At 70.4% G+C, this 11,612-nt stretch carries 12 protein-coding genes; 8 read left to right on the forward strand and 4 right to left on the reverse strand.

Annotation, left to right across the window (positions count from 1 at the left end):
• The first annotated feature begins 60 nt into the window (after positions 1-60).
• The 7 genes from CPH93_RS18555 (at position 61) to CPH93_RS18585 (ending at position 6,240) form a co-directional block, all read left to right on the forward strand.
• Positions 61-1,290, forward strand: coding sequence for an MFS transporter (locus CPH93_RS18555; RefSeq protein ID WP_093483919.1), 1,230 nt, complete (start codon positions 61-63; stop codon positions 1,288-1,290).
• Positions 1,259-2,434, forward strand: coding sequence for an acetoin utilization protein AcuC (locus CPH93_RS18560; protein ID WP_006604738.1), 1,176 nt, complete (start codon positions 1,259-1,261; stop codon positions 2,432-2,434). Before CPH93_RS18555 ends, CPH93_RS18560 begins: the two co-directional genes overlap by 32 nt.
• A 179-nt stretch (positions 2,435-2,613) precedes the next feature.
• Positions 2,614-3,429, forward strand: a complete 816-nt coding sequence (locus tag CPH93_RS18565) for a phosphatase (protein WP_093483918.1) — start codon at positions 2,614-2,616, stop codon at positions 3,427-3,429.
• A 128-nt stretch (positions 3,430-3,557) separates the two neighbouring features.
• The gene (locus CPH93_RS18570; protein WP_006604741.1) at positions 3,558-3,767 is read left to right on the forward strand and encodes a helix-turn-helix domain-containing protein; all 210 of its coding nucleotides are present in this window, start codon (positions 3,558-3,560) and stop codon (positions 3,765-3,767) included.
• 119 nt (positions 3,768-3,886) lie between these two features.
• The gene (locus CPH93_RS18575) at positions 3,887-3,985 is read left to right on the forward strand and encodes a 30S ribosomal protein bS22 (RefSeq protein WP_003948845.1); all 99 of its coding nucleotides are present in this window, start codon (positions 3,887-3,889) and stop codon (positions 3,983-3,985) included.
• Positions 3,986-4,186: 201 nt separating this feature from the next.
• Positions 4,187-5,236 carry an NAD-dependent epimerase/dehydratase family protein gene (locus CPH93_RS18580; protein WP_093648940.1) on the forward strand — a complete coding sequence of 350 codons (1,050 nt, stop codon included), beginning with the start codon at positions 4,187-4,189 and terminating at the stop codon, positions 5,234-5,236.
• Between the two features lie 14 nt (positions 5,237-5,250).
• Positions 5,251-6,240 (forward strand): lysophospholipid acyltransferase family protein, encoded by a 990-nt coding sequence (locus CPH93_RS18585; protein ID WP_093483916.1) that lies wholly within the window; start codon positions 5,251-5,253, stop codon positions 6,238-6,240.
• 42 nt (positions 6,241-6,282) lie between these two features.
• On the opposite strand, the gene CPH93_RS18590 is transcribed toward CPH93_RS18585, so the two are convergent.
• From CPH93_RS18590 to CPH93_RS18605, 4 genes are all read right to left on the reverse strand, one after another.
• Positions 6,283-7,485 (reverse strand): DUF5667 domain-containing protein, encoded by a 1,203-nt coding sequence (locus tag CPH93_RS18590; protein ID WP_096213498.1) that lies wholly within the window; start codon positions 7,483-7,485, stop codon positions 6,283-6,285.
• A 276-nt stretch (positions 7,486-7,761) separates the two neighbouring features.
• Positions 7,762-8,547: an ECF subfamily RNA polymerase sigma factor, BldN family gene (locus tag CPH93_RS18595; protein ID WP_006604745.1), complete on the reverse strand. Its 786-nt coding sequence runs from the start codon at positions 8,545-8,547 to the stop codon at positions 7,762-7,764.
• Positions 8,548-8,877: 330 nt separating this feature from the next.
• Positions 8,878-9,819, reverse strand: coding sequence for an HAD family hydrolase (locus tag CPH93_RS18600; protein ID WP_096213499.1), 942 nt, complete (start codon positions 9,817-9,819; stop codon positions 8,878-8,880).
• Between the two features lie 325 nt (positions 9,820-10,144).
• Positions 10,145-10,429 (reverse strand): glutaredoxin family protein, encoded by a 285-nt coding sequence (locus CPH93_RS18605; RefSeq protein WP_096213500.1) that lies wholly within the window; start codon positions 10,427-10,429, stop codon positions 10,145-10,147.
• Positions 10,430-10,818: 389 nt separating this feature from the next.
• Here CPH93_RS18605 and CPH93_RS18610 point away from each other — a divergent pair, with 389 nt between their 5' ends.
• Positions 10,819-11,589: a redox-sensing transcriptional repressor Rex gene (locus tag CPH93_RS18610; protein WP_093483913.1), complete on the forward strand. Its 771-nt coding sequence runs from the start codon at positions 10,819-10,821 to the stop codon at positions 11,587-11,589.
• The last annotated feature ends 23 nt before the right edge of the window (positions 11,590-11,612 follow it).

An 11,612-nucleotide genomic window follows, 5' to 3' on the forward strand; every position in this document is an offset into this window, starting at 1 on the left:
TCGAATTGGTGCGGTGATCCATCTACCCAGTGGTAGGGGCGAGTTCTAGGCTGAGCGGCCATGACGGCCCCTCGGGTACCAGAAGCGCAGCTGCGGCACGGCCGGATCTCGCTCGCCCTCAGCTTCTTCATCCAGGGCGCGGTCTTTGCCCTCCTGGTGACCCGGATACCCGCGATCCAGGACCGCTACGGGATATCGGATGCGCTGCTGCCGGCGTTCCTGGCGGCGGTGCCCGTCCTGGCGGGCGTCGGGAGCGTCGTCACGGAGCAGCTGGTGAAGCGGGTGCCGGCCGGCCGGGTGCTGCGGTGTGTGCAGCCCGTGGTGTGCCTGGCGCTGCTGGGTGTCGGGTCGGTCGGCACGACGGCTCAGGTGGCGGTGGCGCTGGCGGTGTTCGGGCTGTCGGTGGGGGCTCTGGACGCCTCGATGAACATGCTCGGGGTGAGCCTGCAGCGGGCGTACGGGCGCAGCATCATGCTCGGGTTCCACGCCGCGTACAGCCTGGGTGGCATCGTGGGGGCCTCGCTGGCCTGGGCGGGCGCGCACTGGAAGCTCTCGCTGGCGCTGTTGTACGGGCCGGTGGTGGCGGTGCTGCTGCCGCTGGCCCTGGTCGTGGGCCGGTGGTTCGTGGACCGGGAGCAGCCGGAAGCGGGGGAGGGGGCCGGGGCGGCCGCCGTCCCGCTGGCGATGCGCCTGATGTTGCCGCTGTGTCTGGTGATGGCGTTTGCGTATATCGGTGACTCGACCGTCTCCAACTGGAGCGCCAAGTATCTGCAGGACGTCCTGGGGAGCTCGGAGCAGCTCGCCACCGTCCCGTACAACGTCTATATGGTCACCACGCTGCTCGGGCGGGTGGTGGGGGACCTGGGGGTGCGCCGCTTCGGGGCGGTCGCGGTGGTGCGGTGCGGGACGGTGGTCGCGGCGGGCGGTTTCGCGGTGGTGGCCGCGGCGCCCGGGCCGTGGGCCGGGATGGCGGGCTTCACCCTGTTGGGGCTGGGGCTGTGTGTGATCGTGCCGCAGACGTTCGCCGCGGCGGGGCGGTACGCGTTCGAGAATCACGGTCCGGGGGCCTCGGACACGGCCATCGCGCGGCTGAATATTTTCAACTATGTGGGCTTTTTGATCGGCTCTCCGTTGGTGGGCGCCCTCGGTGATGCCTGGAGCTATCGGGGGGCGATGCTCGTACCGATGGCCCTGGTACTGGTGACGTTGGCGTATGCCCGTTCGTTCGGGGCGCCGAAGGCCCTATACGGTGACGGACATGAGCGGCCGCGCACAGCTGATGTGGGATGAGGCAGTAACGGGCTACGACTTCGGGTCCGGGCATCCGATGGACCCGGTCCGGCTCGCGCTGACCATGCGTTTGGTGGAGGCGTTCGAGCTCGACCGGGGGCCGCTGGAGGTGGTCGCGGCCAAGCCGGCCGGGGACTCCACCCTGCGGCTGGTGCACCGTGAGGACTACATCGCGGCGGTCCGCCGGGCCTCGGCGGACCCCGCGGCCGCAGACCTCTCGTACGGGCTGGGCACGGCCGACGATCCGGCGTTCGCGGGGATGCACGAGGCGTCCGCGCTGATCGCCGGGCAGTCGGTCGGCGCGGCCGAGGCCGTCTGGCGCGGGGATGCGGCGCATGCGGTGAACTTCGCCGGCGGGCTGCACCATGGGATGCCGGGCGGCGCGTCCGGATTCTGCATCTACAACGACGCCTCGCTGGCGATCGCCCGGCTGCTGGAGCTGGGCGCCGAGCGGGTCGCGTACGTGGATGTCGACGTCCACCACGGCGACGGGGTGCAGGCGACCTTCTGGGAGGACCCGCGGGTCCTGACGATCTCGCTGCACGAGCATCCGCGGACGCTCTTCCCGCAGACCGGCTGGCCGGAGGAGACCGGCGGCGAGGGCGCGGAGGGCACCGCGGCGAATGTGGCGCTGCCGGCCGGGACGGGCGACGAGGGCTGGCTGCGGGCCTTCCATGCGGTGGTGCCGGAGCTGCTGGCGGCCTTCCGGCCGCAGGTGATCGTGACTCAGCACGGCGCGGACACCCATTTCGAGGATCCGCTGGCGCATCTGGCGGTGAGTCTGGACGCCCAGCGTGCGGTGGCCGAGGCCTGCCATGACCTGGCGCACCAGTATGCGGACGGCCGGTGGGTCGCGCTCGGTGGGGGCGGCTATGCGGTGGTGGACGTGGTGCCGCGCAGCTGGACACATCTGGCGGCGATCGCGGCGGGCCGGCCGATCGACCCGGCCTCGATGGTGCCGGAGCACTGGCGGCACGAAGTTTTCCGCCGGACGCGGCAGTTGGCCCCGCACCGGATGACGGACGGGCGTACGCCGCAGTGGCGGGACTTCGTCGACGACGGCTACGACCCGGCCGACCGGCTGGACCAGGCGGTGCTGGCCACCCGCCGCGCGGTGTTCCCGTCGCACGGGCTGCTGCCGTAGGGCGGGCTGTACCCCGCCCCTGACGCCCCATCATGCCGGGCCGGGGGTACGCGGGCTCCCGCCCCCTGGGGCCGCCGTCCGTGCTCGCACGGCGGCATCCGGGCGCCGGGCCCCTCGGATGTGTGACTACCCGCCAGTCGGGGCACCCGTAGGCCGACCAACCGGACAGTATGGGTCGCGTGTTGGCTACCGGTGCGCTGCGGGCGCATCTGATCGAGGCGCGGCTCGCGGGGACGATCGCGACCCTGCGGGAGAAGAGTCTGGCGCGCTACCGGCTCTTCGCGGCACGTGACCCGCGGGTGCTGCTGGGGCTGGATCCCGAACGGGACTGGCCACTGGGTGAAGTACTGCGACTGATGGGGCAGAAGTGCGGGGTTTCGGTCGATCCCGCGCACACTTCCGGCCCGGATGTGGTCGATCCGGACCGCACGATCGCGGCGCTGAACCGGTTCGCCGACCGGCTGGCCGAGGCGGCCGGCCGGCGGGTCCCGGTGCTGCTCGGCACCGGCCATCCGCACCGGCTGCTGGGGTTCTACGCCGCCCTCGCAGACGCTCTCTCGTCGGCGGGCTGCCCCGTTCTCACCTCGGCGTATGGCGTCCGTGTCGACATAGCGACCCGGTTCGGCGTACGTACCTGCACACTCGACTACGTACGAGGAGTCGCGCTGATGCGAGAAGCAGGCGTGCGGGGCGCGCCCGCGGTGGGGGGCGTGCACACCCACTCGCCGCTCCCCGTACGGACCGTACTTGCGGCCGCGGCGGACGCTTCGGGGCCGCTGCCGGGGCTGGTGATCGGGGACCACGGCTGGGTCTGCGGGGCAGGTCAGCTGGGTATCGAGGCGATCGGGCTGGCCGATACGGACGACCCGGCGCTGTTCGTCGGCCAGGCCGAGGGACGGGTCTTGGAAGTGGTGCCGCTCGACGACGCCGCGCGGCCGGCGGCCTATCGGCCGCTGGCGCGGTATGTACTCAATCGGGCGAGTCTGTCCCGATAGGCGGCTGTTCGCTGCTCCTCTTCCCCACTCGCATCACCCGCCCCTAATCTGGGGAGTGAGCGCATGGCGACGAAGAGTCACCGGAGGGGAAGCCGGTGTCCGTCTTATGCGGAAGGTGCAGGTGTGGCATGGCTGCAGACCAGAGGCCTCTGAACGAGGTTGTGTTCCTGACCGTGGCGGAAGTCGCCACGGTGATGCGGGTGTCCAAGATGACCGTGTACCGCCTGGTGCACAGCGGTCATCTGCCCGCGATTCGCGTGGGGAGGTCTTTCCGGGTTCCGGAGCAGGCGGTTCACGACTATCTCCGGGAGTCCTTTGTGGGGGTGGAATCGGCCTGATGGGACCTTTGCCGACCCTCGGATTACGCCGTTCGCCCGGCGCCGGGTAGGCTGGCCCGATGTAGGTAGTGTGGGCTCGGACGCCCCGCACCGAGTATTCGAAGTGAGCGAGGGTAGTCGTGGGCTCTGTTATCAAGAAGCGGCGCAAGCGGATGGCGAAGAAGAAGCACCGCAAGCTGCTCAAGCGCACCCGTGTTCAGCGTCGTAACAAGAAGTAAGCGACGCTGATCGCGAATTCGCAGCCCCCCATCGCCTTGGTGCGATCGGGGGCTGCGGTGCGTTGTGGGCCGTATGGACGGCGGTCGGACGGAAATGTCGCCGCGGGCATCCTGTGGTCATCACCGCGCAACACCGACCCGATAGCGTGGTCCGCACAGCTCGGCTAGGGCGGAAGTCGCGGCGGGAAGGAAGGCCTGATCTTGGGCAAGGTCGTGCTCGTCACCGGAGTCGCACGGCAGCTGGGCGGGCGGTTCGTACGCCGCATCCAGCGTGATCCCGATGTCGACCGGGTGATCGGGGTCGACGCCGTGGCACCGGAACACCATCTGGGCGGCGCGGAATTTCTCAAGGCCGATATCCGGCATCCGGCCATTGCCAGGGTCCTGGCGGAGACGGGCGTCGACACCGTCATCCATATGGACATCAACGGCACGCCGTTGGGCAAGCGTGGCGGCCGCGCCTCGGTGAAGGAAACCAATGTCATCGGGACGATGCAGCTCCTCGGCGCCTGCCAGAAGGCCCCGAATGTGCAGCGGCTGGTCATCAAGTCCAGCACCAGCGTCTATGGCTCCGCGCCCCGGGACCCGGCCGTCTTCACCGAGACCACCACGCCGAAGTCGCTGCCCAGTGGTGGCTTCGCCAAGGACGTCGTCGAGGTCGAGGGATATGTCCGCGGCTTCGCGCGGCGCCGTCCCGACGTGGCGGTGTGTGTCCTGCGCTTCGCCAATATCCTCGGGCCGTGCGCGGATTCCCCGCTCGCCGAGTACTTCTCGCTGCCGGTGTGGCCCACCGTCCTCGGCTACGACCCGCGGCTCCAGTTCGTCCATGAGGACGACGCCATCGAGGTGCTGCGGATCGCTGCCGCCGCGCCGCGCCGCGGCACGCTCAACAGCGGCACGTTCAATATCGCCGGCGACGGCGTGCTGCTGCTGTCGCAGACCTCCCGGCGGCTGGGGCGGCCCACCGTCCCGCTGCTCCTGCCGACGGTGACCTGGGCCGGTACGGCGCTGCGGTCCATCGGCATCACGGACTTCTCGCCGGAGCAGATCCGGCTGCTCACGCACGGCAGGGTCGTCGAGACGACGCAGATGCGCGAGACACTGGGGTTCCGTCCGAAGTACACGACGGCGGAGACCTTCGCGGAATTCGCCCGCAGTCGCGGACCCGGGCTGCTGCCGCCCGAGTCCCTCGCCCGCACCGTCGACCGGCTCGCCGGCGTGCTCCCCGCACGCCGCGGCCTGAGCCAGTGAGGAGTTCACCCACCATGGCGGACGCCAAGGTCATTCCCTTCGGCGAGGAGCCCCGGGCGCGCAGGAAGGCCAGGCGGGCCCGCACGGGGCGCGGTACGGCGCTGGCGCCCGTACCGGAGGCGCGCACCGAGCACCCGCCGGCGGCACCCCCGCCGTCGCGCCCGCGGTCCCTGGACGAGCGGATCGCGGGCGGGCTCGCCTTCCTGCGCCGGCGGATCACCGGCGACTACGAGGTCGACGACTTCGGGTACGACGAGGAGCTGACCGACCAGGTCCTGATGTCGCTGCTGCGGCCCTTCTACGAGAAGTACTTCCGGGTCGAGGTGAAGGGCGTGGAGAACATCCCGTCCGACGGCGGTGCGCTGATCGTCGCCAACCACTCCGGGACGCTGCCGCTCGACGGTCTGATGCTCCAGGTCGGGGTGCACGACAATCACCCCGCACAGCGTCATCTGCGGCTGCTGGCGGCCGATTTGGTGTTCGTCCTGCCGGTGATAAACGAGCTCGCGCGCAAGGCCGGGCACACCCTCGCGTGTGCCGAGGACGCCCAGCGGCTGCTGGAGCGCGGCGAGATCGTCGGGGTGATGCCGGAGGGCTTCAAGGGCATCGGCAAGCCCTTCTCGGACCGCTACAAGCTGCAGCGCTTCGGGCGGGGCGGGTTCGTCTCGACGGCGCTGAAGGCCGGGGTGCCGATCGTGCCGTGCTCGATCGTGGGCGCGGAGGAGATCTACCCGATGCTCGGGAACGCCAAGACGCTGGCGCGGGTGCTCGGGCTGCCGTATTTCCCGCTCACGCCGACGTTTCCCTGGCTGGGGCCACTGGGTGCGGTGCCGCTGCCGACGAAATGGACGATCCAGTTCGGTGAGCCGATTCCGACGGTCGGCTATCCGCCGGAGGCGGCGGACGATCCGATGCTGATGTTCAACCTGACCGATCAGGTGCGCGAAACGATTCAGCACACCCTCTACAAGCTGCTGGTGCAGCGACGCTCGGTGTTCTTCTGAGGGAATCGGAAGAACACCGAGCGCGGGGCACGGAGCGTTTCGCTACTTCGGGAGGTCCTCGCCGTCGATGCCCAGTCCGGGAAGCAGCCCCGGGATCAGCGGCGGGAGGGTGACGTCGGGCTGGCCGCCGCTGTCCTTGCCGTGGTGGCCGCGGTGCGGGGACGGGCTGCCGCTCTTGGACGGCGGGTCGAGCAGGCCGCCCGTACTGCCGCCGAGCAGACCGTCGTCCTGGGACGGGGAGGCCGACGGGCGGGGGGCGTGTGCGCCACCGGAGTGCCTGCCGGAGGAGGTCTTGCTGCCAGAGGGCGCCGGGTGGCCGGCGGAGCTGGAGCCCCTGCCCGCGGAGCCGGGCGTGTTGCGGTGGTGGTGCTTGCCGGCCTGGGTGGAGGGCAGCAGCGAGCGGAGCGGACCGACCTCTTGGTCTATGGCGTCGAAGACCGAGCTGACCTTGTCGCGGACGTCCATCAGCTGCACCGGGAGCTTGTCGCGCAGCTGTGACCAGGTGCCGCGGTGCGACTTGGTGAAGGAGTTCAGCGCCTGGATGGGGTCGAGCGAGCCATCGCGCTCATAGGCCTGGTGCAGCAGGCGGTGGCCCTCGCCCGCGTCATGGGTGACACCGGCGAGCGCCTTGCGGATCTCGCCGAGCGACTCGTGGTCGAGGTCGGCGAGCCGGGCGCGCTCCATCAGACGGCGGACCTCCATCATGCGGGTGGAGGCCTGGTCGAGATAGAGCCGGCCGCGGGCGGAGTCGTCGTCGGCCATGCCGAGCTTGAGGTCCTCCATGCCGCGCTTGAGGCCGTAGAGGGAGTCGCCGGGGAGGGCGTCGGAGCTGGCCGCGGCGACGCCGGTGAACGCTCCGGCGGCGACGCCGACCGTCAGCCCGCCCGCTGCCAGCCCCTTGGAGAGGCGGGAGCGCGGGCGCAGCCGGCCCATCGATTTCGTGGCGCGGTGCGCGCCCTTGTGTTCGCGCTGCTCGGGCACCCTGGCACCGTCGGACGGGGCGCCTTCGGCGAAGGCGGCCTCCATCGCGGCGATGAGCTGGGCGCGCTGGACAGTCTTGACCTCGGCGGCCATCTCCGGCCTCGGGAGTCTCCCGAGGCCGTCGGCGACCGCCAACAGCCGTGCTTCGCCCGGCGCTTGCGCCGGTTCGACCTGGTCCTCGGCCGCCGTGCCCTCGAGGACCTGCTCCTCCAGGGTCTGGGCGAAGGCGTTGGCCCGCCGGTGCACCGAGACATTCGCGATCACGGGCGGCACCTCCTCTCGTCATCCCGCTCGACTCCCCGGACTGGCTTTGACTGTCCAGACGGACCGGACGGTTGCACGCAGCTGACCGCAGCCACTCGATCGAGTGAGAGGCAGCGGGCATGGCGTGACCGCATGGAGCCTGCATTCCGCACAACGAGCGGCGCGGCACTCGGGTTACGCACTCACGATGATCTGACCGACCGGTTATGGAAGATCACCAAGCGTAGGCGGAAGGGGGCGTGGGGCGGGGCGTCGATATCTGCGGATAGGGGTCGGTCAGCGGGCGTCTTCGGGGAGCAGTCGCGCCAGGGTGCGGACGGCGCGGTACTGGAGGGTCTTGATCGCGCCCTCGTTCTTGCCCATGACACGGGCGGTCTCGGCGACCGAGAGGCCCTGCAGAAAGCGCAGCGTGACGCACTCCTGCTGCTGGGGGTTGAGCTTGCGTACCGCCTCCAACAGGGCGGCGTTGGAGAGGGATTCGAGGACGGAGTCCTCGGGGCTGCGCTCGACCTCGTTGGCGTCGAGCATCTCTCCGGTGGTGACTTCCAGGCGGAAGCGGGAGGACTTGAAGTGGTCGGCGACCAGATTGCGGGCGATGGTCACCAGCCAGGCGCCGAAATCGCGGCCCTGCCAGGTGAACGTGCCGATGCGGCGCAGGGCGCGCAGAAAGGTCTCGCTCGTGAGGTCCTCGGCCGTGGCACGGCCTCCCACGCGGTAATAGATGTAGCGGTAGACCGTGTCGGCGTACTGGTCGTAGAGGCGGCCGAAGGCTTCGGCCTCGCCGGCCTGGGCCCGTTCGACGAGGTCCATCATGCGACGGCTGTCGCTGTCGGCGGGGCGACGGGCGGTGGTCGTGCCGGTGCCGGAGCGGCGGGTTCTGCCGGCGGCCTTGCCGACCGCAGCACTCCCGTCGGCCAGGGCGTAGCAGGGTCCGGCGGCGGGGACGGCTGAGGCGAATGCGGGGACGGCGTACGCGGTGGGGACGAAACTGCGCAGGTGGTCGACGAGTGTCGTGCGCAGCGTAGCCAGGCCCGAGGCGTCAACCCCGACGTGTGGGTACACGGGACTCCCAGAGGCAGAGCTTCCATCACGTGCAGTGCGGGACCGTTCACTCGTCGTAGGGACGTGTGGGTTCCGGATTGCGTCTGAGGAGAATAACGCTTCGTACAGGCAGCGCTACACCCAGTTGCTCAAATCATCGATTACTTACGGTCCGTGCCGGGTTGGTTGCAGATCGAGTATCGATTACTGAGCAACTATTGATCGGAAGGGAACGCAATCTGCCTGGTTGGAGGGCGTGTTGTGGCTAACCGGCAGCAATGTGACTGAGCGGGCGGCGGAGGGGGTAGAGACAGGGGATGGCTCGCCGTGCCGCTCGGTGATCAGGCCTGGTCAGCGGCGTCGGCGCTGGAGCGCGACGGCGGCCGCGGCGCCGCCTGCGAGGGCGCCCACGCCGGCCGCGGCGGGGATGCCGATCTTGGCCGCTTTCCGGCCGGTCCGGTAGTCGCGCAGCCGCCAGCCCTGCTCCCGGGCGTGCTTGCGCAGTCGGCTGTCCGGGTTGATCGCGTAGGGGTGGCCCACGAGCGAGAGCATCGGGATGTCGTTGGCGGAGTCGCTGTAGGCGGCGCAGTGCGAGAGGTCCAGGCCCTCGGCGGCCGCCAGTGCGCGGACCGCCTCGGCCTTGGCCGGGCCGTGCAGCGGCTCGCCGACCAGCTTGCCCGTGTAGACGCCGCCGACGGACTCGGCGACGGTGCCCAGCGCGCCGGTCAGCCCGAGGCGGCGGGCGATGATCGTGGCGGTCTCCACGGGGGCCGCGGTCACCAGCCAGACCTTCTGGCCCGCGTCGAGGTGGGCCTGGGCCAGGGCGCGGGTGCCCGGCCAGACCCGCTCGGCCATGTACTCGTCGTAGATCTCCTCGCCGATCGACATCAGCTCGGCGACGCGATGGCCCTGGACGATGGACAGGGCGCTGTTGCGGACGTCCGCCATGTGCTCGGGGTTCTCCGAGCCGGCCAGCCGGAAGTAGATCTGCTGCCAGGCGAAGCGGGCCAGATCGCGCTTGTGGAAGAAGTGCCGCTTGTACAGGCCGCGGCCGAAGTGGAAGAGCGCGGCGCCCTGCATGACGGTGTTGTCGAGGTCGAAGAAGGCGGCGGCGGCCGTGTCCCCGACGACCGGGAACTCGGGCTCGGCCGGGGTCTCCTCGACCGGCGGCGCGTCCTGGGTGGACTTGCGGGCGGCCTCGGCCGCGGCCTCGCCGGCCAGCACGCTGCGGGCCGTGGCGGGGCGTCGGCGGCGAGGGACCCAGCCCAGGTCGAAGAGCGCCCCGGAGGGCATCCAGACGGATCGGCGAGCGGGCGACATGCCGACAGCGTAGCCAGTTTGTTCGGTGCAGCCGGTTACGGGCGCGTGTCAGGAGGGCCTGGAGAGAGGGAAGAGTCCATTACGGCCACCTCTGTGGGGCCGTAGGGGGCGGGCGAACACTTCCCGTAAGGGGAAGCGGAGCCCCCTGTGGGCCTCAACGTGGCGGGGGGAGGGGGTATTCCGGGGGTGGGCCGCGATGTGGCGGGGGAGGGGGGTGTTCCCGGGGGGTGGGGGGAGGGGGTGTTCCCGGGGGCCTGGGGCCCGGGGGTATTCCCGGGCGGTGGGGCGTGGGCCGGGCTCAGGCGCCCAGGGCCGTACGCAGGCGTTTCGGGTCGACGCGCCAGAAGTCGTGCTGGGCGCCGTCGACGAGGATGACCGGAATCTGCTCCCAGTACTTGCGGTGCAGCTCGGGGTCCTCGGTGATGTCCTTCTTTTCCCAGGACGCGCCGGTCTCGGCGCAGACCTTCTCGATCACGGCCTGGGCGTCGTCGCAGAGGTGGCAGCCCGGCTTGCCGACGAGGGTGACCATCCGGTCGACGGGGCTCTTGCGGGGGCTGCGGCTGAACGGGCTGAACGGGGCCATGGAGTCATTGTGCCGGGTCGCGGCGGGGCCCGGGTACGGCCTGTGGACAGCGGTGGGCCCGTCGGGCCCCGGTTTCGCGGCGTGCCTCCGGCGGGTCCGGGTCGCTTACCATCGATGGGCGATTTGTAGATTTCCGGGGGCATGGCGGTGAGGAGTGAGGGCGCGTGCTCCCGGCAGTGCTGCCTGGTGAGACGGGTAGTGCGAGCGAACGGCATGGCGTGGGAGTTGGTTCCGCGAAGGCCTGTAAAAGCCGCGTGACACCCATCACTTTGGCCGGGCAAAACGGACACCATCTTTGTGCACGCGTTCACAAAGACATAGCCTGCAGAGGACAGGGCGGTCGGGTTCCATACGGTCGCCCGCAGCCCCGCTCTACCCGCAGGAGCACCGTGGCAACTGGCCGAACTCACCGACCGGCGACCCGAAGCCGAGGCATTCCCGAGGCCACCGTCGCCCGTCTCCCGCTGTATCTGCGTGCCCTGACCGCGCTCTCCGAGCGTTCGGTACCCACGGTCTCCTCCGAGGAACTCGCGGCCGCGGCGGGGGTCAATTCCGCCAAGCTGCGCAAGGACTTCTCCTACCTCGGCTCGTACGGGACCCGCGGCGTCGGCTACGACGTCGAGTACCTCGTCTACCAGATCTCGCGCGAGCTGGGGCTCACCCAGGACTGGCCGGTTGTGATCGTCGGTATCGGTAACCTCGGTGCCGCGCTCGCCAACTACGGCGGCTTCGCCTCGCGTGGCTTCCGCGTCGCCGCGCTGATCGACGCCGACCCGGCCATGGCCGGCAAGCCCGTCGCGGGCATCGGGGTCCAGCACACGGACGAGCTGGAGCACATCATCGAGAGCAACGGCGTCTCGATCGGTGTCATCGCCACGCCGGCCGGTGCCGCCCAGCAGGTCTGTGACCGTCTGGTCGCCGCCGGCGTCACCTCGATCCTCAACTTTGCGCCGACCGTGCTGACGGTCCCTGACGGGGTGGACGTCCGCAAGGTCGACCTGTCGATAGAACTGCAGATCCTCGCCTTCCACGAGCAGCGCAAGGCGGGTGAGGAGGCCGGGCCCGACGGTGGTGCCCCGGTTGCCGCCCGTGCCGCCGCTGCCGTCGCGGGCGACCGCAAGGGACCTGACGGGGACGTTCCCGCCGTGATGCCGGCATGAGCGAGCGCAGCGGGCGAATCATC

The organism is Streptomyces sp. 2323.1 (assembly GCF_900221035.1).
Lineage (GTDB): Bacteria > Actinomycetota > Actinomycetes > Streptomycetales > Streptomycetaceae > Streptomyces > Streptomyces sioyaensis.

Excerpts from the sequence above, each read along its gene's own strand:
- CPH93_RS18560 (WP_006604738.1), top strand. The coding sequence starts at position 1,259 with ATGAGCGGCCGCGCACAGCTGATGTGGGATGAGGCAGTAACGGGCTAC.
- CPH93_RS18570 (WP_006604741.1), top strand. The coding sequence starts at position 3,558 with ATGGCTGCAGACCAGAGGCCTCTGAACGAGGTTGTGTTCCTGACCGTG.
- CPH93_RS18605 (WP_096213500.1), bottom strand. The coding sequence starts at position 10,429 with ATGGCCCCGTTCAGCCCGTTCAGCCGCAGCCCCCGCAAGAGCCCCGTC.
- CPH93_RS18600 (WP_096213499.1), bottom strand. The coding sequence starts at position 9,819 with ATGCCCTCCGGGGCGCTCTTCGACCTGGGCTGGGTCCCTCGCCGCCGA.
- CPH93_RS18585 (WP_093483916.1), top strand. The coding sequence starts at position 5,251 with ATGGCGGACGCCAAGGTCATTCCCTTCGGCGAGGAGCCCCGGGCGCGC.
- CPH93_RS18555 (WP_093483919.1), top strand. The coding sequence starts at position 61 with ATGACGGCCCCTCGGGTACCAGAAGCGCAGCTGCGGCACGGCCGGATC.